General features: G+C 69.0%; 26 protein-coding genes and 1 riboswitch. Of the genes, 19 read left to right on the forward strand and 7 right to left on the reverse strand.

Features of this window, described 5'->3' with window-relative positions:
- Positions 1-37: 37 nt before the first annotated feature.
- Both cobO and cobU read right to left on the reverse strand, forming a co-directional pair.
- Positions 38-649 carry a cob(I)yrinic acid a,c-diamide adenosyltransferase gene (gene cobO / locus C8D03_RS05840; protein WP_108045418.1) on the reverse strand — a complete coding sequence of 204 codons (612 nt, stop codon included), beginning with the start codon at positions 647-649 and terminating at the stop codon, positions 38-40.
- Positions 650-682: 33 nt separating this feature from the next.
- A complete protein-coding gene (gene cobU, locus C8D03_RS05845; protein ID WP_108045419.1) occupies positions 683-1,201 on the reverse strand; it encodes a bifunctional adenosylcobinamide kinase/adenosylcobinamide-phosphate guanylyltransferase in 519 nt (172 codons plus the stop codon).
- Between the two features lie 170 nt (positions 1,202-1,371).
- A riboswitch (cobalamin riboswitch) is annotated at positions 1,372-1,558 on the forward strand.
- Positions 1,559-1,595: 37 nt separating this feature from the next.
- Here cobU and C8D03_RS05850 point away from each other — a divergent pair.
- Genes C8D03_RS05850 through cobJ form a run of 9 tightly spaced genes read left to right on the forward strand, consistent with a single transcriptional unit; the run spans position 1,596 to position 11,359 of the window.
- A complete protein-coding gene (locus C8D03_RS05850) occupies positions 1,596-1,772 on the forward strand; it encodes a CbtB domain-containing protein (RefSeq protein WP_108045420.1) in 177 nt (58 codons plus the stop codon).
- 12 nt (positions 1,773-1,784) lie between these two features.
- Positions 1,785-2,516 (forward strand): CbtA family protein, encoded by a 732-nt coding sequence (locus tag C8D03_RS05855; protein WP_108045421.1) that lies wholly within the window; start codon positions 1,785-1,787, stop codon positions 2,514-2,516.
- 17 nt (positions 2,517-2,533) lie between these two features.
- Positions 2,534-2,923, forward strand: a complete 390-nt coding sequence (locus tag C8D03_RS05860) for a DUF1636 family protein (RefSeq protein ID WP_108051258.1) — start codon at positions 2,534-2,536, stop codon at positions 2,921-2,923.
- 4 nt (positions 2,924-2,927) lie between these two features.
- Positions 2,928-3,992 carry a cobalamin biosynthesis protein CobW gene (cobW, locus tag C8D03_RS05865; protein WP_465246427.1) on the forward strand — a complete coding sequence of 355 codons (1,065 nt, stop codon included), beginning with the start codon at positions 2,928-2,930 and terminating at the stop codon, positions 3,990-3,992.
- Between the two features lie 22 nt (positions 3,993-4,014).
- Positions 4,015-7,740: a cobaltochelatase subunit CobN gene (gene cobN / locus C8D03_RS05870; RefSeq protein WP_108045423.1), complete on the forward strand. Its 3,726-nt coding sequence runs from the start codon at positions 4,015-4,017 to the stop codon at positions 7,738-7,740.
- A complete protein-coding gene (locus C8D03_RS05875; RefSeq protein ID WP_108045424.1) occupies positions 7,737-9,194 on the forward strand; it encodes a precorrin-3B synthase in 1,458 nt (485 codons plus the stop codon). The genes cobN and C8D03_RS05875 overlap by 4 nt, the downstream gene beginning before the upstream one ends.
- Positions 9,191-9,823, forward strand: coding sequence for a precorrin-8X methylmutase (locus C8D03_RS05880; protein WP_108045425.1), 633 nt, complete (start codon positions 9,191-9,193; stop codon positions 9,821-9,823). The genes C8D03_RS05875 and C8D03_RS05880 overlap by 4 nt, the downstream gene beginning before the upstream one ends.
- A gap of 4 nt (positions 9,824-9,827) precedes the next feature.
- On the forward strand, positions 9,828-10,571 hold the full coding sequence (locus C8D03_RS05885; protein WP_282568574.1) for a precorrin-2 C(20)-methyltransferase: 744 nt from the start codon (positions 9,828-9,830) through the stop codon (positions 10,569-10,571).
- On the forward strand, positions 10,568-11,359 hold the full coding sequence (gene cobJ, locus C8D03_RS05890; protein ID WP_108045427.1) for a precorrin-3B C(17)-methyltransferase: 792 nt from the start codon (positions 10,568-10,570) through the stop codon (positions 11,357-11,359). The genes C8D03_RS05885 and cobJ overlap by 4 nt, the downstream gene beginning before the upstream one ends.
- Here cobJ and C8D03_RS05895 read toward each other — a convergent pair.
- Positions 11,302-12,066 carry a cobalt-precorrin-6A reductase gene (locus C8D03_RS05895; RefSeq protein WP_108045428.1) on the reverse strand — a complete coding sequence of 255 codons (765 nt, stop codon included), beginning with the start codon at positions 12,064-12,066 and terminating at the stop codon, positions 11,302-11,304. The two genes, cobJ and C8D03_RS05895, sit on opposite strands and share 58 nt — an antisense overlap.
- Here C8D03_RS05895 and cbiE point away from each other — a divergent pair.
- The 5 genes from cbiE to bluB all read left to right on the forward strand — a co-directional run bounded on the left by cbiE (position 12,065) and on the right by bluB (position 16,757).
- Positions 12,065-13,321 carry a precorrin-6y C5,15-methyltransferase (decarboxylating) subunit CbiE gene (gene cbiE / locus C8D03_RS05900; RefSeq protein ID WP_108045429.1) on the forward strand — a complete coding sequence of 419 codons (1,257 nt, stop codon included), beginning with the start codon at positions 12,065-12,067 and terminating at the stop codon, positions 13,319-13,321. The two genes, C8D03_RS05895 and cbiE, sit on opposite strands and share 2 nt — an antisense overlap.
- On the forward strand, positions 13,318-13,707 hold the full coding sequence (locus tag C8D03_RS05905) for a cobalamin biosynthesis protein (protein WP_181300708.1): 390 nt from the start codon (positions 13,318-13,320) through the stop codon (positions 13,705-13,707). The genes cbiE and C8D03_RS05905 overlap by 4 nt, the downstream gene beginning before the upstream one ends.
- Before the next feature lie 10 nt (positions 13,708-13,717).
- Complete coding sequence (gene cobM, locus C8D03_RS05910; RefSeq protein ID WP_108045431.1) at positions 13,718-14,482, forward strand: precorrin-4 C(11)-methyltransferase; 765 nt, start codon at positions 13,718-13,720, stop codon at positions 14,480-14,482.
- Positions 14,483-14,669: 187 nt separating this feature from the next.
- Entirely contained in the window at positions 14,670-15,989 is a 1,320-nt protein-coding gene (locus C8D03_RS05915) for a cobyrinate a,c-diamide synthase (protein WP_108045432.1), read from the forward strand.
- A gap of 150 nt (positions 15,990-16,139) precedes the next feature.
- On the forward strand, positions 16,140-16,757 hold the full coding sequence (gene bluB / locus C8D03_RS05920) for a 5,6-dimethylbenzimidazole synthase (protein WP_108045433.1): 618 nt from the start codon (positions 16,140-16,142) through the stop codon (positions 16,755-16,757).
- A gap of 92 nt (positions 16,758-16,849) precedes the next feature.
- On the opposite strand, the gene C8D03_RS05925 is transcribed toward bluB, so the two are convergent.
- The 3 genes from C8D03_RS05925 to C8D03_RS05935 all read right to left on the reverse strand — a co-directional run bounded on the left by C8D03_RS05925 (position 16,850) and on the right by C8D03_RS05935 (position 20,114).
- Positions 16,850-17,503, reverse strand: a complete 654-nt coding sequence (locus tag C8D03_RS05925) for a 3-oxoacid CoA-transferase subunit B (RefSeq protein ID WP_108045434.1) — start codon at positions 17,501-17,503, stop codon at positions 16,850-16,852.
- Between the two features lie 71 nt (positions 17,504-17,574).
- Entirely contained in the window at positions 17,575-18,279 is a 705-nt protein-coding gene (locus C8D03_RS05930) for a CoA transferase subunit A (protein ID WP_108045435.1), read from the reverse strand.
- 215 nt (positions 18,280-18,494) lie between these two features.
- Complete coding sequence (locus tag C8D03_RS05935; RefSeq protein WP_108045436.1) at positions 18,495-20,114, reverse strand: caspase family protein; 1,620 nt, start codon at positions 20,112-20,114, stop codon at positions 18,495-18,497.
- A gap of 443 nt (positions 20,115-20,557) precedes the next feature.
- Between C8D03_RS05935 and C8D03_RS05940 the strand changes: the two genes are divergently transcribed.
- The 5 genes from C8D03_RS05940 (at position 20,558) to C8D03_RS05960 (ending at position 25,484) form a co-directional block, all read left to right on the forward strand.
- A complete protein-coding gene (locus C8D03_RS05940) occupies positions 20,558-21,322 on the forward strand; it encodes an ABC transporter ATP-binding protein (RefSeq protein WP_108045437.1) in 765 nt (254 codons plus the stop codon).
- Entirely contained in the window at positions 21,312-22,055 is a 744-nt protein-coding gene (locus C8D03_RS05945; protein WP_108045438.1) for an ABC transporter ATP-binding protein, read from the forward strand. The genes C8D03_RS05940 and C8D03_RS05945 overlap by 11 nt, the downstream gene beginning before the upstream one ends.
- An 87-nt stretch (positions 22,056-22,142) precedes the next feature.
- Positions 22,143-23,348, forward strand: coding sequence for an ABC transporter substrate-binding protein (locus C8D03_RS05950; protein ID WP_108045439.1), 1,206 nt, complete (start codon positions 22,143-22,145; stop codon positions 23,346-23,348).
- Between the two features lie 194 nt (positions 23,349-23,542).
- On the forward strand, positions 23,543-24,430 hold the full coding sequence (locus C8D03_RS05955; protein WP_108045440.1) for a branched-chain amino acid ABC transporter permease: 888 nt from the start codon (positions 23,543-23,545) through the stop codon (positions 24,428-24,430).
- Positions 24,431-24,464: 34 nt separating this feature from the next.
- The gene (locus C8D03_RS05960; protein WP_108045441.1) at positions 24,465-25,484 is read left to right on the forward strand and encodes a branched-chain amino acid ABC transporter permease; all 1,020 of its coding nucleotides are present in this window, start codon (positions 24,465-24,467) and stop codon (positions 25,482-25,484) included.
- Positions 25,485-25,513: 29 nt separating this feature from the next.
- Here C8D03_RS05960 and C8D03_RS05965 read toward each other — a convergent pair whose 3' ends face one another.
- Positions 25,514-26,044: a hydrolase gene (locus C8D03_RS05965; RefSeq protein WP_108045442.1), complete on the reverse strand. Its 531-nt coding sequence runs from the start codon at positions 26,042-26,044 to the stop codon at positions 25,514-25,516.
- Positions 26,045-26,589: the final 545 nt, after the last annotated feature.

Here is a 26,589-nt window from a genome sequence, read left to right on the forward strand (position 1 = left end):
AGCCAGGCCCCGTCAAGCGGACGCATGCTGCCGGTCGCTAGAACTCGATTCCGACCTGCGCCTTCACCCCGGCGGCGAAATGGTGCTTCACCAGCGTCATCTCAGTGACGAGGTCGGCGGCCTCGATCAGCTCCGGCTTGGCGTTGCGGCCGGTGACGACGATGTGCAGGTCCCGCCGGCGGGCGCGGAGGGTGGCGACGACATCGGCCAGCGGCAGGTAGTCATAGCGCAGCGCGATGTTGAGCTCGTCCAGCACGATCAGGCGGATCGTCTCGTCGGCCATGAGCTCCTTCGCCTTGTCGAAGGCGCGGCCGGCGGCGGCGATGTCGCGGGCCTTGTCCTGCGTCTCCCAGGTGAAGCCCTCGCCCATGGTGTGCCAGGCAATCTGGTCACCGAACGTCTCGAGCGCCTTGCGCTCGCCGGTCTCCCAGGCCCCCTTGATGAACTGCACCACGCCGACGCGCCAGCCATGGCCGAGGGCGCGCAGCACGAGCCCGAAGGCGGCCGTCGACTTGCCCTTGCCCGGCCCGCTGTTGACGATGAGAAGTCCCTTCTCGACCGTCTTGGCGGCGACCTCGGCATCCTGCACCGCCTTGCGCTTTGCCATCTTCGCCTTGTGGCGGGCGGCGTCGTCGATCTCGGTCGTCATCTCGTCCTCACTTTACGCCTTCACTTCACGGTTTCACTTCACCTGCATCGGCAGGCCGGCGACCATGAAGACCACCCGGCCGGCCCGGGCCGCGATCGCCTGGTGCAGCCGGCCGGCCTCGTCGCGAAATCGCCGCGCCAGCGCATTATCCGGCACGATGCCGAGCCCGACCTCGTTGGAGACGAGCACGACCGGCCCGGAGGCCCGCTCGCAGGCCGCGATCAGGGCCGCGGCGGCGGCGGCCGTGTCGTGCTCTGCCAGAATCAGGTTGGTCAGCCAGAGCGTCAGGCAATCGACCAGCACCGGCCGCCCGACCGGAAGCCCGGCCATCGCCCCGGGCAGCTCGAGCGGCGCATCCTGCGTGATCCATTGCTCCGGGCGACGCGCGCGGTGCTCGGCGATGCGGTCGCGCATCTCGTCATCCCGGGCCTGCGCGGTCGCGATGTAGCTCCAGGGCGGCGGCAGCGCCTCGATCAGCGCCTCGGCATGGCGGCTCTTGCCCGAGCGGGCGCCACCGAGGACGAGGGTGAGATGTGCAATGTCTGCGGTCATGTCGGGTGGCCATGAGACCAGCCCTCATCCTGAGGAGCGGACGCCAGTCCGCGTCTCGGAGGATGCTCCAGAGCACGCCGGACCATCCTTCGAGACGCCGCTTCGCGGCTCCTCAGGATGAGGGCTCGGATGGAAGCGAGGCAACTGCATTGCACAGCCCACCGCACATGGCTAATGATCTCCGAGACGGTGCCTCCGCAAGGAGGTGAAAAGGGAACGCGGTGCGATACCGCGGCTGCCCCCGCAACTGTAAGCGGCGAGTTTCGCGCCATCGGCCACTGGGAGCGATCCCGGGAAGGCGGTGCGAAACGCTAGGACCCGCGAGCCAGGAGACCTGCCGTCGTCTGATCCGCATTTCCAACAGGCCGCCGGCGGGGCGGCCAGGAGAACAACGATGAATACGGTTTCGGTTTCCCCCTCTCAGGCCAGCGTCTCCGAACGCGCCAAGGCCGTCGCGGCAGCGCTCGTGCTCGGCTTCGTGCTGGTCTACACGGTCGGATTCGCGGCGTCGGCCAGCGTTCACAACGCGGCCCATGACACGCGTCACGGCCTCGCCTTTCCCTGCCACTGAGGGAAAGACATCATGGTCAATCGTGTTCTCACGGTCAGTCTTCTGGCCGGGCTTCTGGCTGGGCTCATCGTCGCCGCTCTCCAGCATGTCACCACCACCCCGCTGATCCTCAAGGCCGAGACCTATGAGGCCGCGCTGCGCGCGGTCGCGCCGTCGCAAGCCGCCTTCTCCGGTGAAGCGAAGATCATTCTCGCGCATGGCGCGGAAAACCATGGCGAGCACGCCGAATGGAAGCCGCAGGACGGCCTGCAGCGGACGCTCTTCACCACGCTGGTGACCGTCGCCACCGCGATCGGCTTCGCCGCCCTGCTGCTGGCCGGGATGATCGCCGCCAATGACGACATCGACGAGCGCCGGGCGCTGATCTGGGCGGCCTGCGGGTTTCTCGCCTTCGGCCTCGTGCCGGCGATGGGGCTGGCGCCCGAACTGCCCGGCGCCGCCTCGGCCGCGCTCGAACAGCGCCAGCTCTGGTGGATCGTCACCGCGCTGGTGACCGCGGGCGGGCTCTTCGTCTTCCTGCGGATGGAGGCGCCCTGGCTGCGCGCTCTGGCCGTGCTGGCGATGCTGGTGCCTCACATCGTCGGAGCGCCGCATCCGGCTGCGCCGGAGAGCAAGGTGCCCGCCGAGGTCGCCGCTCATTTCGCCGCGCTCTCGCTGGCGATCCAGGCCGCGCTCTGGCTCGCCACCGGCTTCGCCGTGGGCCGGCTCTGGCCCTGGTTCGCCCGCCGCGCAGAGGCGCGGTGACGGGGAAGGCCGGCGCCATGTCCGAAGGCGATCTCACCATCCATGTCTGCACGGCCTGCAGGCGTGTCCGCGAGGATTTGCCGGATGGTTTCGACCAGCCGGGAACGGCGCTCGCGGAAGCGCTGACGCAGCGCCTCGCCGACGGCGCGCCCGGCATCACGGTCGTCACGGCGGAATGCCTCGCCGTCTGCAAGCGGCCCTGCACCATCGCGCTCGCAGCCGATGGCAAATGGACCTACCTGATCGGTGATCTCGACACCGAAACCCATCTCGACGACATCGTCGGCGCGGCGACGGCCTATGCCGCCAGCGCCAACGGCATCGTTCCCTGGAAAGAGCGCCCGCCCTGCTTCCGCAAGGGCGTGGTCGCACGCGTGCCGCCCATGCCGGCGCGCCAGCAAGGATGACATCATGACCGCCCCGCAGAGCCCGGCCCCGGGCAAAATGGCTCTCGACAAAATCCCCTGCACCATCGTCACCGGCTTTCTCGGTGCCGGGAAGACGACGCTGGTGCGCCATCTGCTCGAAAACGCCCAGGGCAAGCGCCTCGCCGTGCTCGTCAACGAATTCGGCGATCTCGGCTTCGACGGCGAATTCCTCAAGGGCTGCGGCATTTCCGGCTGCACCGAGGAGGATGTCGTCGAACTGCCGAACGGCTGCATCTGCTGCACGGTGGCCGATGATTTCGTGCCGGCGCTGGAAAAGCTGCTGAACCGCGCCAACCCCCCCGATCATATCCTGATCGAGACCTCGGGGCTCGCCTTGCCGAAGCCGCTGGTCCAGGCCTTCAACTGGCCGGCGATCCGCGCCCGCGTCACGGTCGACGGTGTCATCGCCGTGGTCGACGGGCCGGCCGTCGCCGAGGGCCAGTTCGCCGACGATCCGGAGGCGATGGCCGCGCAAGCGGCGCAGGATGCTTCCGTCGAGCACGACAACCCGCTCGAGGAGGTGTTCGAGGACCAGATCCTCTGCGCCGACCTGATCTTGCTCAACAAGAGCGACCTGATCGGCGAAGCGGACCGGACCCGCGTCAAGGCCGAGATCGCCGCGCATCTGCCCAAGGCGATCAAGATCGTCGAGACCAGCCATGGCAAGGTCGAGCCGGCGCTGATCGTCGGTCTGGGCGCGGCAGCCGAGGCCGATCTCGCCGCGCGGCCCTCGCATCACGGCGAGGGCGAGGATCACGACCATGACGATTTCGACTCGGTCGCGGTCGCCCTGCCGGATGGGCTCTCGCCCGAGGCGCTCTCGGCCCGCATCGCCAAAGCCGCCGAAGCCGATGGCGTGCTGCGGCTGAAGGGCTTCGCCAGCGTGCCGGGCAAGCCGATGCGGCTCGTCGTGCAGGGCGTCGGCCGGCGCGTCAGCCATCATTTCGACCGGGCCTGGTCCGCTGGCGAAGCCCGCGACGGCAAGCTCACCGTGATCGGGCTCAAGGGCTTCGACCTCAAGGCCGTGGAGACCGCGCTCGCGGGCTGACAGCGCGGCGCGAAGGATTGCCATGCATCTTCTCCCGACCAGCGAGGTCAGGCTCGACGACGGCGAGGACGCCGTCGATCTCGGCCTGCCGCCGGGAGATGTGCTGGTGCTGTCCTATGCCGACAGCGACCTTTCGGCGCTGGCGGCGGCCATGTTCCCTTCCCCCCGCTTGCGGTGGGGAAGGGTTAGGGATGGGGGGCCGGAAAGCCCGAGCACTGTCCTCGATCGTCTGGCCGAGCGGCACTGCCCCCCACCCCAACCCTCCCCGTCGCAAGCGGAGGGAGGGAGTGACGTTGCGCCCAATCTCTCCGTCAGGCTCGCGTCGCTGCGACGGCTGCGGCATCCGCTCTCCATCGACCTGCTGATCGAGAAGACCGCGGCGAAGAGCCGTTTCGTGCTGGTGCGCTGCCTCGGCGGGCTGGATTACTGGCGCTACGGCATCGAGCAGCTCGGCGAAGCCTGCCGGGTGAAGGGCATCGCGCTCGCCGTGCTGCCCGGCGACGACCGGCCGGACGACAGGCTGGCGGAATACGGCACCGTCGACAAATCCTTCGCACAGGATCTGCTGGGCTATTTCCATGCCGGCGGCGGCGCCGAGAACATGCGGCGGATGCTATGGCGGATTGCGGCCATCCATCCGCCATCCGGTCTCGCTCCGCTGCCGCTCCCGCCGTTCTTCGCGCTCGGCGACGGCACGACTCCGACGCCCTGGCGCGAGGCGGTGGCCGCCCTGCCCGGCGACACGGCATTCGTCCCGATCCTGGTCTACCGCTCGGCTGTGAGCGCCGGCGACACGGCGCTGGGCGAAGCGCTTCGGACCGCGCTCGCCGCGCGCGGGCTTGCGCCTCTCATCCTCGCCTTGACGAGCCTGAAGGACCCGGCCGTCACGGCCGAACTCGCGGCGCTGATCGCGCTGCGCCGACCGGCCCTGATTGTGACGACGACCGCCTTCTCAGCCCGCGAAGGCGCCGATTTCGTGCTCGACGCCGCCGATTGCCCGGTCCTGCAGGCGATGCCGGTCGGCAGCGCGCGCGATGCCTGGGCGGCGGCGTCGCGCGGGCTCTCGGCTGCCGATCTTGCCATGCAGGTCGCCCTGCCGGAATTCGACGGGCGTATCGGTGCCGTTCCGGTCGCCTTCAAGGCGGAGACGGTCGATGCCGCCACCGGACTCGCCCTCCGCCGGCTCGTGCCGGATGCGGACGGAATCGCCGCCCTCGCCGATCTCGCGAATGGCTGGATTTCGCTCGCGGCGAAGCCCCCGGCCGAACGCAGGCTGGCGCTGGCGATGTCGGATTATCCGGCGCGCGGCGGGCGGGCCGGCTTCGCGGTCGGGCTCGATACGCCGGCGAGCGTGACGGCGATCCGGGAGGTGCTGGCGGAGGCAGGGTATGACGTCGGCATGCGCGCTCATACCCTCAGCCCTCATCCTGAGGAGCCGCGCAGCGGCGTCTCGAAGGAGGACCAGGGAGTCCCCGAGACCACTGGAGCATCCTTCGAGACGCGGACTGCGTCCGCTCCTCAGGATGAGGGCCAGAGCTTGATGCGCGCCCTCACCAACGGCCCGGCCGTTCTGGCCATCCCGCTGCCCGCCTACAGCGCCTGGCTCGCAACGATCCCCGCCGACGCCCGCGACGCCCTCATCGCCGCCCATGGCCAGCCCGAGGCCGACCCTGCCCTCAGCGACGGCGCTTTCCGCTTCCGCGCCATCCGCGACGGCAGCCTCACCATCGCGCTGCAGCCGCCGCGCGATGCGACGCCGGACCGCAAGGCGCGCTATCACGACCCCGATGCCCCGCCCGGCCATGGCTATCTCGCCTTCTATCTGGCGCTGCGCGAGATGGCCTGCATCGATGCGCTGATCCATCTCGGCACGCATGGTACGACCGAATGGCTGCCGGGCAAGGCGGTGGCGCTGTCTTGCGCCTGCTGGCCGCGCCTCGTCACGCGCGGGCTGCCGGTGATCTACCCCTATGTCGTCGACGATCCGGGCGAAGCGGCGCCGGCGAAGCGCCGGCTCTCGGCGATCACGCTCGGCCATCTGCCGCCGCCGCTGGCCGAAACGGAGGCTGCAGGCGAGACCGCACTGTTGCGCGATCTGGTCGAGGAGTTCAGCCAAGCGCAAGTGATGGACCCGCGCCGCGCCGATATCGTCGCAAGCGAGATCCGGGCGCGGGCCGAGGCGAGCGGGCTCGCGGAAGCCTGCGGCGTCAGCGCCGATCTTCCGATGAGCGAGGCGTTGACGCGGCTCGACGCGCATCTCTGCGACATCACCGAGATGCCGTTCCGCGACGGGCTGCACGTCTTCGGGCAATCGGCGCGGGACCCGGTCTCGGCGCAGGCCGAGCGCGATGGATTGCTGCGGGCGCTGGACGGGCGCTTCGTTCAGCCCGGCCCCGCCGGCTCGCCGCATCGCGGCCGGCCGGACGTGCTGCCGACCGGGCGCAACCTCTCGACGCTCGATCCGCGCGCCATCCCGACGCGGGCCGCGGCGCGGTTAGGGGCTCTCGCGGCGCAGGCGATTGTCGCGCGCCATCTCCAGGACCATGGCGAGGCGCCCCGCCGGATCGTGATGGATCTCTGGGCCTCGCCGACCCTGCGCTCGGGCGGCGAGGACATCGCCCATGCGCTGGCGCTGATGGGCGTCGCCCCGCTCTGGGACGATGCCTCGACGCGGGTGACGGGGTTTTCGATCACGCCGCTGCCGAAACTCGCCTTCGCGCGGGTCGATGTCACGCTGCGGATTTCGGGCGCCTTCCGCGACATTTTTCCGGGGCAGGTCGCACTGCTCGACGCGGCGGCACGCGCCGTTTCCGCCCTCGACGAGCCGGAGGACTGGAACGAGCCCGCCGCCGCGCGCCGCCGTGGCGAGGCGGGACCGCGCGTGTTCGGGGCCGCGCCCGGGCGCTACGGCGCGGGAACCGCCGACCGCGCGCTCGACGGCGACTGGACGATGCGCGACGAGCTCGGCGCCGCCTATCTCGCCGCCTCCAGCCATGCCTATGGCGGGCCCGAAGGCAGCGCCAGCGCCGATGACGGCTTCAAGGCCCGGATCAGGACGGCCGACGCCTTCGTGCATGTCAGCGACACCGCCGGGCGCGATATCCTCGAGGCGTCGAGCGCCGCCGACGTCATCGGCGGGCTCGCGGCGGCCGCGAAGGCACTCGGCGCGAACCCGACGCTCTACAGCCTCGACAGTTCCCATCCGGAGGCGCCGAAGGCGCGCACGCTGCCGGAGGATATCGCCCGCATCGTCCATGGCCGGCTGACCCATCCGCGCTGGATCGCATCGCATCTCGCCCATGGCTGGCGCGGTGCCGCCGAACTCGCGGAAGCGCTCGACACGCTCTTCGTCTTTGCCGCGAGCACGGATGCGGTTCCGGACGGGCTGTTCGACGCGGTGTTCCAGGCCTGGTGCGCCGACACCGCCGTCTGGAGCGCGATCGAGGCGGCGAACGCACCCGCCGCTGCCGCCATCCGGGCAAGGCTGGCGGAAGCGGCGCGGCGAGGGCTGTGGACCAGCCGGCGCAACTCGGTCGGAGCATTCCTGGAGAGGGACGGCAATTCTGCGGCGGTGATCAAAGCGGGCGCCTCCCTTCCCCCTCGTCGGGAAGGGAGGGTGATGGGGGACGTCCCGCCGGGCGAGCGCTCCCCCGGTCGCTTGCCCCTCACCTCTGCCCCTCCCCACCAGGGGGAGGGGTTTCCCGCGCCTGACGATATCCGGACGCAGCCTTGGACGGCCGCAGAATGAACGCGCCGTCGAAAGACGCGCTGCGGCGCGGCTGGTGCCCGAGCACGCTCAGGCCGATGGAGACCGGCGATGGCTGGCTGGTGCGGCTGCATCCGCCCGGAGCGCGCCTCTCCCCGGCGCAGTTGCAGCGCATCGCGGCGCTGGCGCGCGAGCATGGCAACGGGCTGATCGAGATCTCGGCGCGGGGCAACATGCAGTTGCGCGGCGTCACGCCAGAGAGCCACCCACGGCTGGTCGCGACGCTGCTGGCCGAGCGGCTGGTCGACGAGCATGACGGGGCCGGACCGCAAAAGCTGACGCTGGCCTCGCCGCTCGCCCTCCCTCCCCCCGCTTGCGGTGGGGAGGGTCGGGGTGGAGAGCCGGAAAGCCAGAGCTACACCTTGCATCGTCTCGCCGAGCGGCACTCCCCCCCACCCCGACCCTCTCCACCGCAAGCGGGGGGAGGGAGGAGCGCTTCCGTGGCCGATGCCGTCTTTTCGGGAAACGATGGCGCCAGCGACCTGATCGACGCTGCCATCCTTGCCTCCGCGATCGAAGCGTGCGGACGGAATATCTCTGGCCTGCCAGCAAAATTCTCCGTCGTCGTCGATGGCGGTGGGGCGGCGTCGCTCGATGCCTTCGCGGGCGATCTGCGCGTCGTCGGGACGGCGCCGGGCATGGTCACGATCGGGCTGGCGGATCGCATCTGGCTGGGGCCGGTCGCAGCGGAGAAGGCCGGCGCGGTCGTCGCAACGGTGCTGGCGCGTTTCGCTGCATGGCGCGCGCAGGCGCCGGACGCGATCCGCCGGCTGCACGACCTGCCGTCCGATGCGCTCACCGTGCTGTGCGAGCTGCCCGTCGCGCCGCCTCCGGCAGCGCGACCCGCGCCCCGGCGCGCCGGGCTGTTTTCATTCGGCCCGGGCCATGTCGCGGCGATGGCCGGTCTGCCCTTCGGCCGCTCGGACGCCGCAACGCTCGACCGGCTCGGTGCGGCGGCGCTGGCTCATGGCTGCACGGATATCCGCCTCTCGCCCTGGCGCGGGATCGCCTTTCGCGGGATGGCCGAGGGCGATGCCGAAGCACTGCTGGCCTTTACCGCCTCGCTCGGACTGATCGCCCGCGACGACGATCCGCGCCTCTCGGTGCAGGCCTGCGCGGGGGCTCCGGCCTGCCTGCGGGCGGAGACCAGCGCCATGGCCGATGCCGCCCGATTGGCGGATGCGATCGCGCCGCTGCTCGCCTCGGGGCTGACGCTGCATGTCTCGGGTTGCGTGAAATCCTGCGCGCGGCCCGGCGCCTCCGATCTCACGCTGGTCGGGCGTAGAGGGCGCTACGGCGTCGTCGTCGACGGGACTACGCGGAATGCGGCCATCGCCGAGCTTGACCTTTCCGGGGTCATGGCGCGATTGCAGCCCGGACAGGAGATTCACGCCCGCCTCCTTGCGGCGGGCCGGCTGGCAGGATCACGGGTTTGACGCGGGCTTACGACTATATCCAGGACGGGGCGGCGATCTATCAGCGCTCCTTCGCGATCATCCGGGCGGAAGCCGATCTGTCGCGCTTCGCGGGCCGGGCCGCGCATGTCGTGGTCCGCATGATCCATGCCTGCGGCATGACCGACCTGCCGGCCGATGTGGAGATGTCGCCGGATTTCGCGCCAGCGGCCGAGGCCGCTCTGAAGGCCGGCGCGCCGATCCTGTGCGACGCCAAGATGGTGGCGAACGGCGTGACGCCGTCAAGGCTGCCAGCCGGCAACACCGTGCTTTGCACGCTCGACGATCCGCGCACGCCGGCGCTCGCAGCCGAGATGGGCACGACGCGCTCGGCCGCTGCGATGGAGCTGTGGCGGCCGCATCTCGCAGGCGCGGTCGTGGTCATCGGCAATGCGCCGACCTCGCTGTTCCGGCTGCTCGAAATGCTCGATGCCGGCGCGCCGAAGCCCGCCGCCGTGATCGGCATTCCGGTCGGCTTCGTCGGCGCGGCGGAATCGAAGCAGGCGCTGGCACAAGACGGGCGCGTGCCCTTCCTCGTGGTGCATGGGCGGCGCGGCGGCTCGGCGATGGCGGCAGCCGCCGTCAACGCGCTGGCGCAAGAGAAGGAATGAGCCGGTGAACATCGAACCGGCAAAGATCCTGCTGTTCGGCGTCGGGCTCGGCCCCGGCGATCCGGACTACATGACGCTCCGCGCCCGCGACATCATCCTCAAAGCCGACCGGCTGGTGCATTTCTGCAAGCGCGGCCGGCGCGGCAATGCCCGCGTCACGGCCGATGCCATCGTCGCGCCCGATGCGGCGCGCGAGATCGAGCTCGCCTTCCCGGTGACGATTGAGGTTCCGGTCGAGGATGAAGGCTATAGCGGGCCGATCGCAGCCTTCTACGACGAATCCGCCGCCCTGCTCGCCGCCGAAATGGAGGCCGGGCGGACCGTCGCCGTGCTTTGCGACGGCGACCCCTTCTTCTACGGCTCCTTCATGCATCTGTGGCGGCGGCTCAGCTCCCGCTTTCCGACCGAGGTGGTGCCGGGCGTGATGGGCATGGCCGGGGCCTGGACGCGGGCGCAGGCGCCGATCACCTGGGGCGACGACATCATGACCGTGCTGCCGGGCACCCTGCCCGAGTCCGAACTGACCCGCCGCCTCGTCGACACCGACGCCGCGGTCATCATGAAGCTCGGCCGCAACCTGCCGAAGGTGCGTCGCGCGCTCCGGACCGCCGGGCTGATCCACCGCGCCATCTATGTCGAGCGCGCGACCATGGCCGAGCAGGTCGTGGCGAAACTCAGCGACAAGGGCGACGACGAGGCGCCGTATTTCTCGATGGTGCTGGTGCCTGGCGAGGGGCGCAGGCTGTGAGCGGCTCCCTCACCATCGTCGGGCTCGGCCCTGGCGAGGCGCATTGGCTGACGCCGGCGGCGCTGGCTGCCCTTGCGGCTGCGAGCGATCTCGTCGGCTATGGCCCCTATCTCGACCGGATTCAGGCTCGCGATGGGCAGACGAAGCACGCCTCCGACAACCGCGTCGAGATCGACCGGGCCGGCCATGCGCTGCGGCTGGCCGCCGCGGGCCGGACCGTCGCGGTCGTCTCCGGCGGCGATCCCGGCGTCTTCGCGATGGCAGCCGCCGTATTCGAGGCACTGGAAGCGGGCGACCCGGCCTGGCTTGCGCTGCCGATCACGGTCGAGCCCGGCATCACCGCGATGCTGGCATCCGCTGCGAAAGCCGGCGCGCCGCTCGGCGGGGATTTCTGCGCGATCTCGCTCTCGGACAATCTCAAGCCCTGGGAGGTCGTGACGGCGCGGCTTGAGGCGGTGCTCAGGGCCGATTTCGTGATCTGCCTCTACAACCCGATCTCGAAGGCACGGCCCTGGCAGCTCGGCGAGGCACTGGCGCTGGCCGCCCGCATCCGCTCGCCCGAGACGCCGGTGATCTTCGCGCGCGCGATCGGGCGGGCTGACGAGGCCTTGCGAATCCTGACACTGACGGAAGCGGTCGCGGCTGCGGCAAGCGCCGACATGGCGACACTGGTGACGATCGGCGCCTCCGGTACGAAGCTGATCGCGCGCCCGGACGCCGCGCCTTATGTCTACACGCCCCGCTCGGTGACGAAGAGCCCCTGCGCCACCAGCCAGGGCAGGACCTGATCGACATGGGCGACGGTTTCGACATCGGGCTTGGGCGGGCGCTCGACCATGATGACGGGCAGGCCGAGACGGCGCGCCGCGATCAGCTTGCCGGCCGTGGCGTCGCCGCCGGAATTCTTGCTGACCAGGATCTCGATGCCCTCGCGGCGCATCAGCGCCTCCTCGTCTTCCGTCTGGAAGGGCCCGCGCTGCTGGATCACCGTGACATGGGGAACGGGCAGGCGGTCGCCGATCGGTTCGATGGCGCGGACGAGGTAATGATGCTGCGGCGCATCGGCGAAGGCCGGCAGGTCGAGCCGGCCGATCGTCAGGAAGACGCGGCGCGCCTCCGGGCCCAGCGCCACGGCGGCGGCCTCCATGTCGCGCACGCCCTCCCAGCGGTCGCCGGCAGCCGCATGCCAGGGCTCGCGGCGGATGGCGAGCAGCGGCACGTTCTCGGCCTTGCAGGCATGTTCGGCATGGAAGGGCATGATCGCCGCGAAGGGATGCGTCGCGTCGATGACGGCGATGATGCCCTCGTCGCGCAGATATTGCCGCAGGCCCTCGATGCCGCCGAAACCACCGACGCGAACTGGCAGGTTCGACGGGCGGGGGTCGACTGTATGCCCGGCAAGCGAGATGATGGCGCGAATATCGGGAGCCTGTTCAGCCAGATGCTGATCAAGCGCTGCCGCTTCACTGGTTCCACCGAGGATGAGCACGGTCATGTCCCTAGTTACGCTTGAAAACGACGGGCTGTCGAGCCGCAGCGAGGCTGCGCCTGCACCCTGGCTCGCGCTGATCGGTCTGGGCGAGGACGGCCCTGCCGGCCTCTGCCCCGAGGCGAAGGCCGCGCTGGACGAGGCCGAGCTCGTCTTCGGAGGTGACCGCCATATCGCGCTGGTCGGATCGGTGCCGGGCGAACTCAGGCCCTGGCCGCAGCCCTTCCGCAACGCCCTGCCGCAGATCCTCGCCGAGCGCGGCCGCAAGGTCTGCGTGCTCGCGACCAGCGACCCGTTCCACTACGGCATCGGCAACAGCCTGAGCCGGGCGATTCCCGCGCAGGAGATGCGGATCATCCCGCAGCTCTCCTCCTTCTCGATGGCGTGCACGCGGATGCGCTGGCCGCAGGAGGAATGCGCGCTGGTCTCGCTGCATGGCCGCACGCTCTACCGGATCGTGCCGCATCTGCAGCCGGACGCGCGCATCCTCGCCCTGTCCTGGGACGAGACGACCCCGCGCGCCGTCGCCGAGCTGCTGACCGCGCGCGGCCTCGGCGCCAGCCGCCTCGTCGTGATGGAACAGCTCGGCGGACCGCAGGAGCGGGTGCGCGAGACCCGCGCCGACGCCTTTTCCTTCGACGACATCGTGCCGCTCAACATCATCGCGGTCGACGTCCTGGCCGGTCGCGACTCACGCATCCTACCGCTCGCACCCGGGCTCGACGAGGAGTGGTTCGCCCATGACGGGCAGATCACCAAATCGGAAATCCGCGCGATCACGCTTTCCGCGCTCGCCCCGCGCGGCGGCGAATTGCTCTGGGATGTCGGCGCCGGGTCGGGCTCGATCTCGGTCGAATGGTGCCAGCGCCATGTCCGCAACCGGGCTGTCGCCTTCGAAGCCAAGCCTGAGCGGGCCCACCGGATCGCGCGCAACAAGGTCGAGCTCGGCGGCCTCTCTGTGGATGTGGTCGGCGAGGCGCCAGCGGGCTTCGTCGGGCGCGACGCTCCGGACGCCGTCTTCATCGGTGGTGGGCTGACCGTGGAGGGCCTGTTCGAGGCCGCCTGGGCAGCGCTGAAGCCGGGCGGGCGGCTCGTCGCCAATGTCGTCACGCTCGAGGGCGAGGCCAAGCTCGCGGCGCTGCATGCCGCGCATGGCGGTTCGCTCAGGCGCATCTCTATCGACCGGCTCGCTCCCGTCGGCGGCAAGCATGGCTGGCGCCCGGCAATGCCGGTGACGCAATGGCGAGTCGAGAAGCCTTGACGGGCCGTCTCGTCGCCGGTCTCGGGCTGCGGCCCGGCACGAGCGCAGCCGACATTCTCGCCTGCCTCGACGAGGCGCTGGCGATCGCCGGGCTGTCGGGCGAGGGCACGCCGCGTCTCGCGACGCTGGCGAGCCGGATGGGCGAGCCCGGCCTGGCGGAGGCCGTCGCCAGCCGCCGGGCAGAACTCGTCGCGGTGCCCGACGAGGCGCTGAAGGGCTATGAAGCGGCCTGCGCGACGCGCTCGACCCGGATCGCCTCGCTCTATGGCGTCGGCTCGGTCGCGGAGGCCGCCGCGCTCGCCGCCGCGGGGCCCGGCGGAACGCTGGTGCAGCCGCGCATCGCGACCGGCCGCGTCACCTGCGCGCTGGCCAGAACGACGTCGTGAAACGCACCCCATGACGATCCATTTCATCGGCGCCGGCCCCGGCGCACCGGATCTCATCACCCTGCGCGGGCGCGACATGATCGGCGCCTGCCCGGTCTGCCTCTATGCCGGCTCGCTGATCCCGAAGGCGATGCTCGACTGGTGCCCGCCGGGCGCCCGCGTCGTCGATACCGCGCCGCTCGACCTCGATGCGATCATTGCCGAGATGCAGGTCGCCCATGACGCGGGACAGGACGTCGCGCGGCTGCATTCCGGCGACCTCTCGATCTGGAGCGCGACGGGCGAACAGATGCGCCGACTCGATTCACTCGGCATCCCCTACAGCGTGACGCCCGGCGTGCCGGCCTTCGCCGCCGCCGCGGCTGCGCTGAAGCGCGAGTTAACCCTGCCGGGGCTGGCGCAATCGCTGGTGCTGACGCGGACCTCCGGGCGGGCCTCGGCCATGCCGGACAGGGAAACACTCGCGACCTTCGCCGCCTCCGGCGCGACGCTCGCCGTGCATCTCTCGATCCATGTGATCGAGCAGGTGGTGGCGGAGCTGACGCCGTTCTATGGCGCGGATGGCGCGGTCGCGGTCGTCTTCCGCGCCTCCTGGCCGGACGAACGCGCGCTGCGCGGCACACTGGCCACGATCGCCGCTCAGGTGCGGGAATCGGGGCTGGAGCGGACGGCGCTGATCCTCGTGGGTCCCGCGCTCGCCGCCGAGGATTTCGGCGAGAGTGCGCTCTACTCCACCGGCTATGACCGCCGTTTCCGGCCGGGTGGCGGAATATGAGAGGCGCGGGAGCCGAAGCGCGATCCCCTTCCCCCCGCTTGCGGTGGCGAAGGGTTAGGGATGGGGGGCCGGAAAGCAGGGTGCTGCCGTTCTTCCAGTCCGGCGCCGAGCGGCACTGCCCCCCACCCCAGCCCTCCCCACCGCAAGCGGGGGGAGGGAGCGGCGGCGACTGTTCCGGAGCACGCCGATGACCGCGCACGGCCTCCTCATCGCCGCGCCGCGCTCCAGCTCGGGCAAGACCACGATCACGCTCGGGCTGCAGCGCGCGCTGACGCGGCGCGGGCTGGTCCTGCGCGGGCTGAAATGTGGGCCGGACTATATCGACCCGGCCTTCCATGCCGCCGCAACGGGCGCGCCCAGCGCCAATCTCGATTCCTTCGCCATGTCCGACGCCCTGCTCGGGCAGATCGCGGGCCATGCTGCGGCCGGTGCCGACCTCGTCATCGCGGAAGGCTCAATGGGGCTGTTCGACGCGGTGCCGGGACTGGCGGGCCATACCGGCGCCAGCGCCGATATCGCCGCGCTGCTCGGCTGGCCGGTGGTGCTGGTGATCGATGTTTCCGGACAGGCGCAATCGGCCGCCGCCATCGCGCTCGGCTGCCAGCATTACGACCCGCGTATCCGCATCGCCGGCGTCATCCTCAACAAGGTCGCGAGCGAGCGCCATCGCCGGCTGGTGGCGCAGGGCATGGCGAAAATCGGCTTGCCCGTGCTCGGCGCCCTGCCGCGCGAGGCCAGCCTGATCCTGCCCGAGCGCCATCTCGGGCTGGTCCAGGCCGGCGAGACGGCCGACCTGCATGCGCGGCTCGAGGCGCTCGCGGATGCGGTCGCGGCCGCCGTCGATCTCGACGCCGTTATCGCAGCGGCCGGGGCGACACGGCTGCCCGGCGCAGCCGCGCCGGTCACGCCCCTGCCCGCACCCGGCCGGCGCATCGCCATCGCGCGCGACGCCGCCTTCAGCTTCGTCTACCCCCATGTCGAGGCCGGCTGGATCGCGGCGGGCGCCGAGCTCGTGCCGTTCTCGCCGCTGGCCGACGAGGCGCCGCCGGGCGATTGCGACGCCTGCTGGCTGCCCGGAGGCTATCCCGAGCTGCATGCCGGCAGGCTGGCTGGCGCATCGCGCTTCATGGCGGGCCTGCGCGCCTTCGCCGAGACGAAACCCATCCATGGCGAGTGCGGCGGCTACATGGTGCTCGGGCGGACACTGGTCGATGCCGAGGGCATTTCACATGCGATGGCGGGATTGCTCTCGGTCGAGACCTCCTTCGCCAGGCGGAAGATGAATCTCGGCTATCGCCGCGCCGTCCTCGAAGCGAATGGGCCGCTCGGCCGCGCCGGCGAGGCGCTGACCGGGCACGAGTTCCACTATGCGACGGTGGTCAGCCAGGGCGAGGACCCTCCGCTGGCGATGGTCACCGACCCGCATGGCTCGGCACCGGCGCCCGCCGGCAGCCGGCGCGGCAGCGTCACCGGCTCGTTCTTCCATGCAATCGCGGTGGCGGGGTGAGCGCGTTCTCGCTGTTCCTGTCACTCAGCTCTCATCCTGAGGAGCGCTCTGCAGGAGCGCGTCTCGAAGGATGCTTCAGGAGGCCCCTGAACCATCTGGAGCACCCTTCGAGACGCCGCTGCGCGGCTCCTCAGGATGAGGGCTGAAGGCATGGCTAACTCCCCTCCCCGCTTCGACGAGGCCTTTGCCGCGCAGTTCGCGGAGCTGCTGGCCTGGCGTCGCGATGTCAGGCGTTTCAGGCGCGAGGCGCTGCCCGACGGGCTGGTCGAGCGGCTGCTGGCGCAGGCGGAGCTTTCGCCCTCGGTCGGGCATTCGCAGCCCTGGCGCTGGCTGCGCGTGACCGATGCGGTTCAGCGCGAGGCCGCGCAAGCGAGTTTTGCGCGCTGCAACGCCGAGGCGCTCGGAGACTATGAGGGCGAGCGAGGGCAGCTCTATGCCAGCCTGAAGCTGGAAGGGATGCGCGAGGCGCCCGAGCAGATCGCGGTGTTCTGCGACCATGGCACGGCGCAGGGGCACGGGCTCGGCCGCAAGACGATGCCGGAAATGCTGGACTATTCGGTCGTCGCCGCGATCACGCAGTTCTGGCTCGCGGCGCGGGTCGCCGGCATCGGTGTCGGCTGGGTCTCGATCCTCGAACCGGAGATCATGCGGGAGGCGCTGGGCGCGCCGCCGGACTGGAAACTGATCGCCTGGCTCTGCGTCGGCTGGCCGGAGGTGGAGAGCGATGTGCCGGAACTGGTGCGGTTGGGCTGGGAGCGCGGGCGGTAGCGTTGGCCGTCATGCTCGGGCGGAGCGAAGCGCAGACCCGGGAATCTCCGGCATGAGATGCTCGGGTCAAGCCCGAGCATGACGGCCAAGGCTCAAACCGCAACCTTGAAGCTGGCGTCCGTCTTTGCCTTGATCTCGTCGAGCGTGACGCCTTCGGCCAGCTCGATCAGGCTCATGCCGCCGCCGTTCTCGTCGATCGCGAAGACGCCGAGATCGGTGATCACCATGTCGACGACGCCGGCCCCCGTGAGGGGCAGGTCACAGGCCTTCAGCAGCTTCGGCGATTCGGTGCCGTCCTTGTTCTTCGCGACATGCTCCATCACCACGACGACCTTCCTGACGCCGGCGACGAGGTCCATGGCGCCGCCCATGCCCTTCACCATCTTGCCGGGGATCATCCAGTTGGCGAGGTCGCCGTTCTGGGCGACCTGCATGGCGCCGAGGATGGAGAGGTCGATATGGCCGCCGCGGATCATCCCGAAGGAATCGGCCGAGGAGAAGAAGCTCGTCGTCTTGAGTTCGGTGATGGTCTGCTTGCCGGCATTGATCAGGTCGGGATCCTCGTCGCCCTCATAGGGGAAGGGGCCCATGCCGAGCATGCCGTTCTCCGACTGGAGCTGAACCGACATGCCCTCGGGAATGTAGTTCGAGACCAGCGTCGGGATGCCGATGCCGAGGTTGACGTAAAAGCCGTCCTTCAGCTCCTTGGCGGCGCGCTGTGCGATCTGTTCGCGGGTCCAGGCCATGTCGTTCTCCGATGTCTCGATCTTGCGCGAATTCTGGTCGCCCGGCCGTTCCGGCCCGGCGGAAAGCGCGCTCAGGCCGCACGCTTGCGGACGGTGCGCTGCTCGATGCGCTTGACGCTCTGGGGTGTGTGCACGATGCGCTTCACGAAAATGCCGGGCGTGTGCATGTGATCGGGATCGATCTCGCCCGCCTCGACCAGATGCTCGACCTGCGCGATGGTCATGCGCGAAGCGCTCGCCATCATCGGATTGAAGTTGCGCGCGGTCTTCCGGTAGACGAGGTTGCCCTCGGTATCGCCCTTCCAGGCATGGACCAGCGAGACGTCGGCGAAGATGCCGCGCTCCATGATGTAGCGCTCGCCGTCGAACGCGCGCTCCTCCTTGCCTTCCGCGACCAGCGTGCCGACGCCGGTCTTGGTGAAGAAGGCCGGGATGCCGGCGCCGCCGGCGCGGATGCGCTCGGCCAGCGTGCCCTGCGGGGTGAATTCGAGCTCGAGCTGGCCGCTGAGATAGAGCTCGGCGAAGAGCTTGTTCTCGCCGACATAAGACGAGATCATCTTCCGGATCTGCCGGGTTTCGAGCAGGATGCCGAGGCCCGCGCCATCGACGCCGGCATTGTTGGAGACGAAGGTCAGGTCCTTCGCGCCGCTCTCGCGCACCGCCTCGATCAGCACATCGGGAATGCCGCAGAGGCCGAAGCCGCCGGCCATGATCGTCATGCCGTCCTTGATGGCGCCGGCGAGAGCCGTCCTGGCGTCAGGAAAAACCTTCTTCATCGCATCGCCTTTTGCCGAGAATTGATGTCGCCGGACGGCTCGCTACAGAACTAGCCGAGCGGGCGGCGCGGTGGCAACAACGCATTGTGCCTGTGAGAAAGACTTGGCGCCCGCGAGAAAGACCCGGCGCCCGCGAGAAAGATTTGGCACAAATGAGAAAGCCGGCCCCGCATGGGACCGGCTTGCCTCGAACGTGATGTCGTAGCGGACTGGCGTCAGCGGCGGAAGCCACCGCCGAGCACGCCGCCGATGGCGCCGCCGACGATCGTACCGAACATCGCCGCACCGGCCGCGTTTCCGGCGCTGTTGCCTTGGCCGGCGCGCTCGCGCTCCAGATCGCGGCGAATCACCGGATCACGCTCATAGGCGACGCCGCCGCGCGTGCGGGGCTGGCCCTCGGGCTGGTCCCTGGCCACGGCGCGGGTGCGAGGGACGGGCTTGGGTTCCTCGGCCAGCGCGCGCTGATAGGCGGGCTCGGTCTGGGCGCGCAGTGCCTTGAGCTGCAGCGGCGCCAGGAAGCCGGTCGCGGTGATCCCGCGCGTCGTCTGCCATTCCTTGATGGCAGCGCGCTGGCTCGGGAGGAAGTTGGCGTTGGGCTTCCCGGGCTTGAAGCCGGAGAGGACCAGGCGCTTCTGCAGTTCGCGGCGATCCTGCGTCGAGAGCTTGAGCGCCGTTTCAGTCGCGGCGCTGCCGACCTCTGCCTTCAACGCCTCCTCGCTGACGGCGGCGGATTGGGCCGTGGTATCCCGCGATGCCGCCGGAGCCGCAGGCACCGCCGGATCGAGCCGCGCCAGGCGGTTCTTGGCGAAGGCGGCGAACTGGCCGGTCGGGAAGGCGTCGAGATAGGCCTTGTAATCGCCCGGCGAATTGCCGCGCTCGGCCGTCTCCCACATCCTGACGTCCATCTGGGCGCGGTCGAGGCCGACCGGCGCGGCCACCGCCGGCAGCGGCACGGCCCCGTCGATCGCCTTGATCGTCACCGAGGGGTCGACCGCGGCGAGCTTCAGCGTCGGGTTCATCTTGAACTCGCCGATGATCGAGGAGTTCGTCCAGGGCTTCTGCTTCTTGCCGGTCGATTCCCAGACATCGGCGCGGACGCGGTCCATCACGGTCGTGATCGATACTTCCGGCGTCTCGATATGCTTCAGCAGGGCCGAGGTGAACGGGCTGTTGCCGTCCTTCTCGCCGTCGAGCGCGGTTGCGCGCGGATCGGTCGCGAAGGCGATCAGGATGCCCGAGGCCGACTGCGTCTCGATCGCGGTCAGGCCGCGCGCGACGGAGCGCGACTTGGCGGCGAGCTGCGTCGCGAAGGGATTGTCGCGGCAGGCGTCGAGGATGAGAATGTTGACGCGCTCGTCGCGCTGCATCTGGCGCAGGATGAGCTGCACATTGACGGCGCGGAAGTCGAGATCGGCCTCCGACTTCAGCGAGGCATCGACCGGGATCAGATAATTCTCGTCACCGACAGCGATGCCGTGACCGGCATAATAGACGACGCCGGCCTTGGCGCCGTCGAGCTTCTGGGCGAATTCCCGGACGATGCCGGTCATCTCGTCCATCTTGAGATCGTAGCCCTCGACGACTTCGAAGCCGAGACGCTTCAGCGAGGCCGAGATCGCCGTCGCGTCGCGCTGCGGATTCGCCAGGCGAGGAACCGCCGTATAGGCGCTGTTGCCGATCACCAGGGCGACGCGGCGGTCGGGAGCGGCCTCGGCCGGAAGCACTGAGGCCAGCACAGCTACACCCAGCACACCGGCCCCGAACGCGCCAAGCACGGTATTGCGTGCGACGGCGAAGCGGGCGCGGAACGCCAGACCCAAAGACGCGAAGCTCAAGGTACCCTCCCCTGCTCAGTCCGCCACCGTCCGAAAACCTGGTCGCGCGCGGGCGGAAGCGCGCAACCACAAAAGGCTGTCACAGGAATGCCAAATGATAGCCGAGAAATAGTCCGTCACATTACCCGAAACCGCCCCTGCCCGTAAACGGGGTTTTCCAACGGTCATCAAGCTTCCCTAACGGCGATCCCGACATATCGAGCGATCCTGCATGATGAAGCAGATAGGCCCGCAGGCACCCGACCCGCATCATGCATTTGCATGAGACGGGGCGGGTGCCGGAGCCCTGCGGCCCGGTCTAAGACAAAGGGATGAGCCCGGCTTCACAAGGCCGTTTCCGGCGGCTGCGGCGTTGACTCATGCCGCGAGCGCGGTGCAGCATGCGATACAAGGGAGACGAGCAATAACAAGAAAGAACAAGATGATGATCGCAAGCGATACGCATGTCTGAGGATATTATTTTATCCACATCGGGATTAACCAAGGAATTCGGCGGGTTCACGGCTGTCAACGGCGTGGACCTGAAGGTCAGGCGCGGAACGATCCATGCGCTGATCGGCCCCAATGGCGCCGGCAAGACGACCTGCTTCAACCTGCTGACGAAGTTCCTTGCGCCCACCAAGGGCTCGATCGTCTATAACGGCCGCGACATCACGCGCCAGAAGCCGGCCGAGATCGCGCGGCAGGGCATGGTGCGCTCGTTCCAGATTTCGGCGGTGTTCCCGCAGCTCAGCGTCAAGACCAATGTCCGGATCTCGCTGCAGCGCAAGCGCGGCGATTCCTTCGATTTCTGGCGCTCGGAAACGGTCCTGAAGCCGCTCGACGAAGAGGCGCTGCGGCTGGTCGAGGCTGTCGGCCTCGCCGCCTTCGCCGACCTGCCGGCGGTCGAGCTGTCTTATGGACGCAAGCGCGCGCTCGAGATCGCCACCACCCTGGCGCTCGACCCGGAAATGATGCTGCTCGACGAGCCGATGGCGGGCATGGGGCGCGAGGATGTCGAGCGCATCGAGGCCCTGATCCGCAAGGTCTCGCAGAACCGCACCATCCTGATGGTCGAGCACAACCTCTCCGTCGTCGCCTCGCTGTCGGACCGGATCACCGTGCTGGCGCGCGGGCAGGTGCTGGCCGAGGGCGATTACGCCCATGTCTCGAAGGATCCGCGCGTGATCGAAGCCTATATCGGTTCGGGAGTGGGCCATGCTCACTGAGGCCGCGCCATCTGCCACGAAGGCGGCGACGGCCGCGCCGATGCTCAAGGTGCGCGGGCTGGAGGCCTGGTACGGCGAATCGCATGTGCTGCACGGCATCGATTTCGACGTGGCGCCGGGCGAGGTGGTGACGCTGCTCGGCCGCAACGGCGCCGGCAAGACGACGACGCTGAAGTCGATCATGGGCGTCATCGGCAAGCGCCGAGGCTCGGTCGTGCTGGAGGGCGCCGAGACGATCTCACTGCCTTCGCGCGCCATCGCCCGGCTCGGCATCGGCTATGTGCCCGAGGAGCGCGGCATCTATGCCTCGCTCTCAGTCGAGGAGAACCTGATGCTGCCGCCCCGGGTGCGTCCCGGCGGGCTCTCGCTCGAGCAGATCTTCACGCTGTTCCCGAACATCAAGGAGCGGCTGAAGAGCCAGGGCACCAAGCTCTCGGGCGGCGAGCAGCAGATGCTGGCGATCGGGCGCATCCTGCGCACCGGCGCGCATTTCCTGCTGCTCGACGAGCCGACGGAAGGCCTCGCTCCGGTGATCATCGACCAGATCGGTGCGACGATCCGCAAGCTGAAGCAGGATGGCTACACGATCATCCTGGTCGAGCAGAACTTCCGCTTCGCCGCGACGGTCGCCGACCGGCACTATGTCGTCGAGCAGGGCCGGGTCGTCGACATGATCGAGAACGACCAGCTCGACGCCAATATCGACAAGCTCCACGGCTATCTCGGAGTCTGAATCCGTTTCGGGGCCCGATCAAAGGCCCCCAATCCGATCCATATCGGACATCATGTCGAAAACGACGCCATTCCAGGGAGAGAGACCATGAAACTCAAGACGTTCCTGACAACGACCGCCTTCGCCGCGCTGATGGCGGCGCCGGCGCTCGCCCAGCAGATCAGTATCAAGGCCGGCGTCCTCAACGACCGCTCCGGCCTTTACGCCGACCTGTCCGGCGAGGGCTCGGTCATCGCCGCGCGCATGGCGGTCGAGGACTTCAAGGCCGCCGACAAGGGCATCAAGGTCGAGATCGTCTCGGCCGACCACCAGAACAAGCCCGATGTCGGCTCGACCATCGCCCGCACCTGGTACGATCAGGACGGCGTCGACCTGATCCTCGACGTGCCAACCTCCTCGGTCGCGCTCGCGGTCAACCAGATTACCCGCGAGAAGAACAAGGTCCACATCAATTCCGGCGCGGCCTCCTCCGACCTGACCGGCAAGGCCTGCTCGCCCAACACCGTGCACTGGACCTACGACACCTATGCGCTGGCGCAGGGCACCGGCGGCGCGATGGTGAAGGCCGGCGGCGACAGCTGGTTCTTCCTGACCGCGGACTATGCCTTCGGCCATGCGCTGGAGCGCGACACCTCGGCGATCGTCACCAAGAACGGCGGCAAGGTGCTCGGCGTCGTGCGCACGCCGTTCCCGGGCACCGACTTCTCCTCCTTCCTGCTGCAGGCGCAGGCCTCCAAGGCCAAGGTCATCGGGCTGGCGAACGCCGGCGGCGACACGATCAACTCGATCAAGCAGGCGGGCGAGTTCGGCATCGTCGCCGGCGGCCAGAAGCTCGCGGGCCTGCTCGTCTTCCTCACCGACGTGCATTCGCTCGGGCTGGCGACGGCGCAGGGCCTGGTGCTGACGGAGTCGTTCTACTGGGACACCAACGACCAGACCCGCGGCTGGTCCGAGCGCTTCGCCAAGGCCAATGGTGGCAAGAAGCCGACCATGGTGCAGGCCGGCGTCTATTCCGGCATGCTGCATTATCTGAAGGCGGTCGAGGCGGCCAAGAGCAAGGACTCCGCCACCGTGATGGCCAAGATGAAGGAGCTGCCGACGGACGACCCGCTCTTCGGCAAGGGCTCGGTGCGCGCCGACGGCCGCAAGATGCACGACATGTATCTCTTCGAGGTCAAGAAGCCGGCCGAGTCGAAGGGGCCGTGGGACTACTACAAGCAGATCTCCGTGCTGCCGGCCGAGCAGGCCTTCCGCCCGCTCGCCGAAAGCGAATGCCCGCTTGTGAAGAAGTGAGCGGGCGAGGAGTCCGGCTCCTAACCGGGCTCCTCATCCTCCGGCGTCATCCCGGACAAGCTGCGAAGCAGCGCCGATCCGGGATCCATTCCTGACCCGTTCCGGAATGGATCCCGGCTCTCCGCTTCGCTGCGGCCGGGATGACGGCAAGCGTTTTTTGGATACGATCCGCCTTTCAACGATCTGAGCCCCGCATGTTCGAGCTACTCGGTATCCCCCCGCAGGCCTTGTTCGGCCAGGTCCTTCTGGGCCTGATCAACGGCTCGTTCTATGCGATCCTCAGTCTCGGGCTGGCGGTGATCTTCGGGCTGCTCAACATCATCAATTTCAGCCATGGCGCGCAGTACATGATGGGCGCCTTCGTCGCCTGGATGTGCCTGAACTATCTCGGCATCAACTACTGGGCGGCGCTGCTGCTGGCGCCGCTGATCGTCGGCGCGACCGGCGTCGCGATCGAGCGGCTGCTGCTCAAGCGCATCGCCCATGTCGACCATCTCTACGGGCTGCTTTTGACCTTCGGCCTGGCGCTGATCATCCAGGGCCTGTTCCGCAACAGCTACGGTTCCTCGGGGCTGCCCTACCAGATTCCGGCCGAGCTGCGCGGCGGCATCAATCTCGGCTTCATGTTCCTGCCCTGGTACCGCGGCTGGGTCGTCATCGCCTCGCTCGTGGTCTGCCTCTCGACCTGGTTCCTGATCGAGAAGACGAAGCTCGGCGCCTATCTGCGCGCCGCGACCGAGAACCCGACCCTGACCCAGGCCTTCGGCATCAATGTGCCGCTGATGGTGACGCTGACCTATGGCTTCGGCGTCGCGCTGGCGGGTTTCGCCGGGGTGCTCGCCGCGCCGATCTACTCGGTCAACCCGAACATGGGCGCCGATCTGATCATCGTCGTCTTCGCGGTGGTGGTGATCGGCGGCATGGGTTCGATCCTCGGCGCCATCGTCACCGGGTTCTCGCTCGGGCTGGTCGAGGGCCTGACCAAGGTGTTCTATCCGGAGGCCTCGGCGACGGTGATCTTCATCATCATGGTGCTGGTGCTGCTGGTGCGGCCCGCCGGCCTGTTCGGACGGGCCGCGTGATGGCCGCCCGCTTCCCCGCGACGAGGATTTGACCATGGCCGACACGCTTGCCGCTCAGGCCCCTGCAGTCCAGGCCCCGGCCACCGACGCATCCGCCGCGATCCTGCCCGGCGAGGCCGACAAGGGCACGCTGCGCCTGCATCGCGCCATCATGATCGGGATCGCGGTCGCGCTCGTGATCGCGCCCTTCGTGGCCTATCCGGTCTTCGTCATGAAGGTGTTGTGCTTCGCGCTGTTCGCGCTCGCCTTCAACCTGCTGCTTGGCTATGGCGGGCTGCTGTCCTTCGGCCATGCCGCCTATTTCGGCATGGCGAGCTATGTCTGCGCCTATACCGCGAAGAACTGGGGGCTGACGCCGGAGCTGGCGATCCTGCTCGGCACGGTGGTCTCGGCGGCGCTCGGCGCGCTGTTCGGGGCGCTGGCGATCCGGCGGCAAGGCATCTACTTCGCCATGATCACGCTGGCGCTGGCGCAGATGGTGTTCTTCTTCTCGCTGCAGACGCCGCGCTTCACCGGCGGCGAGGACGGCATCCAGGCGGTGCCGCGCGGCCGGCTCTTCGGCCTGATCGACCTGTCGGACGACCGCACCCTGTACTGGCTGGTGGCGGCGATCTTCATGGCCGGGCTGCTGGCGATCTACCGCATCATCCACTCGCCCTTCGGCCAGGTCTGCAAGGCGATCCGGGACAACGAGCCGCGCGCGATCTCGCTCGGCTACCGGGCCAACCAGTACAAGCTCGCGGTCTTCGTGCTCTCGGCGATGCTGGCGGGGCTCGCCGGCTCGACCAAGGCGATCGTCTTCCAGCTCGCCTCGCTGACCGATGTGCACTGGTCGATGTCGGGCGAGGTCGTGCTGATGACGCTGGTCGGCGGGCTCGGCACCGTGTTCGGGCCGATCGCAGGCGCGCTCGTCATCGTCTCGATGCAGAACTACCTCGCCAGCCTCGGCGCCTGGGTCACCGTCGTCCAGGGCGTGATCTTCGTGATCTGCGTGATGACCTTCCGCGAAGGCATCGTCGGCGTCATCGCGAAGTGGATCCGGAAGCCGCTCTAGATTCCCGGGCCGACGCGCCAGCGGCGGCTTCACTTCACCAGCTTCAGCACCTCGCGGAACGCCGGATGGGCGGCCGTGCGCAGCCATTCGAAGATCACCATCTCGGCCGTGACGATCTCGGCGCCGTGGCGCTCCAGCCGGCGCAGCGCCGCTTCCTTCGATTCGGGCAGGCGCGAGCCGCTGGCATCCTGAACCACGACGACGCGGCGCCGGTGTTCGAGCAGGGAGAGCACGGTCTGGCCGAGGCAGACATGGGTCTCGCAGCCGCAGAGCACGAGCTGGCCGTCGCCGGCGAGCGCGTCGAGGAAGGCCGGCTCGGCGCAGCAATCGAAGCTCATCTTGGCGACGACCGGGCCGGCGCCGGCCAGTTCCGCGACCGTGCCGCCGAGGCCGGCCGGGTTCTGCTCCGTCATCAGCACCGGCACCGACAGGAGCCCGGCCGCATCCACCAGCCGCTTCGCATTGGCGACGAGACGCGGGCCGTCATGGATCGCCGGCATCAGGCGCGCCTGAAAATCGACGATCACCAGAGTGCTGCTGCTGGCGCTGAGGAGCGGCATGGCCGGGCTGGCCTCCTGATCTTCGGGCTGGCATGCCCGCCGCGCATCATAGCGGCCGGGCCGAGCGCACCGAAAGCCCCGTCCGGCTGATCGCCGCGGGGTTTTCGGGTCGATAGCGTATCCAAGGGGATGCGCGGGACGAGGTGGCGTCGCAGTCGACGGCTGCGTGCCGATGTCGATGTCGAAGTCGAAGTGTCGAAGCAGCGCCAACAGCCGCCACCTCGCCCCGCGCACGGTTGCCTGATGGTCCCGGCGTCGTGTTTTAAGTCCGGCGAAGGACGGGGCCTGCCTGTTTGGCCCGAACGACGACGGTCCCTCCATGGCATCAGGCCCGCAACGGCCGTCCGCCATGAACACCGCCTCTCCCCGGCCACACGATGCCTCGCGAAGCCCCCTTGGTCGGGGAAAGCGAGGGGAGAATACGCATGACATCGGGCGGCGGGGATAAGCCTCCCGGCTATCCCCGCAGGAGCGCACCTTCGCGTCGCCCAGCGATCCGAAGATGAACGGGGCCGAACTTTTCCGTTCAGACGGCGTTCCATCCC

The sequence above is a fragment of the Bosea sp. 124 genome (assembly GCF_003046175.1).
GTDB lineage: Bacteria > Pseudomonadota > Alphaproteobacteria > Rhizobiales > Beijerinckiaceae > Allobosea.

Excerpts from the sequence above, each read along its gene's own strand:
- cobO (WP_108045418.1), bottom strand. The coding sequence starts at position 649 with ATGACGACCGAGATCGACGACGCCGCCCGCCACAAGGCGAAGATGGCA.
- cobU (WP_108045419.1), bottom strand. The coding sequence starts at position 1,201 with ATGACCGCAGACATTGCACATCTCACCCTCGTCCTCGGTGGCGCCCGC.
- C8D03_RS05850 (WP_108045420.1), top strand. The coding sequence starts at position 1,596 with ATGAATACGGTTTCGGTTTCCCCCTCTCAGGCCAGCGTCTCCGAACGC.
- C8D03_RS05855 (WP_108045421.1), top strand. The coding sequence starts at position 1,785 with ATGGTCAATCGTGTTCTCACGGTCAGTCTTCTGGCCGGGCTTCTGGCT.
- C8D03_RS05860 (WP_108051258.1), top strand. The coding sequence starts at position 2,534 with ATGTCCGAAGGCGATCTCACCATCCATGTCTGCACGGCCTGCAGGCGT.
- cobW (WP_465246427.1), top strand. The coding sequence starts at position 2,928 with ATGACCGCCCCGCAGAGCCCGGCCCCGGGCAAAATGGCTCTCGACAAA.
- cobN (WP_108045423.1), top strand. The coding sequence starts at position 4,015 with ATGCATCTTCTCCCGACCAGCGAGGTCAGGCTCGACGACGGCGAGGAC.
- C8D03_RS05875 (WP_108045424.1), top strand. The coding sequence starts at position 7,737 with ATGAACGCGCCGTCGAAAGACGCGCTGCGGCGCGGCTGGTGCCCGAGC.
- cbiE (WP_108045429.1), top strand. The coding sequence starts at position 12,065 with ATGTCCCTAGTTACGCTTGAAAACGACGGGCTGTCGAGCCGCAGCGAG.
- C8D03_RS05895 (WP_108045428.1), bottom strand. The coding sequence starts at position 12,066 with ATGACCGTGCTCATCCTCGGTGGAACCAGTGAAGCGGCAGCGCTTGAT.
- cobM (WP_108045431.1), top strand. The coding sequence starts at position 13,718 with ATGACGATCCATTTCATCGGCGCCGGCCCCGGCGCACCGGATCTCATC.
- C8D03_RS05915 (WP_108045432.1), top strand. The coding sequence starts at position 14,670 with ATGACCGCGCACGGCCTCCTCATCGCCGCGCCGCGCTCCAGCTCGGGC.
- bluB (WP_108045433.1), top strand. The coding sequence starts at position 16,140 with ATGGCTAACTCCCCTCCCCGCTTCGACGAGGCCTTTGCCGCGCAGTTC.
- C8D03_RS05925 (WP_108045434.1), bottom strand. The coding sequence starts at position 17,503 with ATGGCCTGGACCCGCGAACAGATCGCACAGCGCGCCGCCAAGGAGCTG.
- C8D03_RS05930 (WP_108045435.1), bottom strand. The coding sequence starts at position 18,279 with ATGAAGAAGGTTTTTCCTGACGCCAGGACGGCTCTCGCCGGCGCCATC.
- C8D03_RS05940 (WP_108045437.1), top strand. The coding sequence starts at position 20,558 with ATGTCTGAGGATATTATTTTATCCACATCGGGATTAACCAAGGAATTC.
- C8D03_RS05945 (WP_108045438.1), top strand. The coding sequence starts at position 21,312 with ATGCTCACTGAGGCCGCGCCATCTGCCACGAAGGCGGCGACGGCCGCG.
- C8D03_RS05950 (WP_108045439.1), top strand. The coding sequence starts at position 22,143 with ATGAAACTCAAGACGTTCCTGACAACGACCGCCTTCGCCGCGCTGATG.
- C8D03_RS05955 (WP_108045440.1), top strand. The coding sequence starts at position 23,543 with ATGTTCGAGCTACTCGGTATCCCCCCGCAGGCCTTGTTCGGCCAGGTC.
- C8D03_RS05960 (WP_108045441.1), top strand. The coding sequence starts at position 24,465 with ATGGCCGACACGCTTGCCGCTCAGGCCCCTGCAGTCCAGGCCCCGGCC.
- C8D03_RS05965 (WP_108045442.1), bottom strand. The coding sequence starts at position 26,044 with ATGCCGCTCCTCAGCGCCAGCAGCAGCACTCTGGTGATCGTCGATTTT.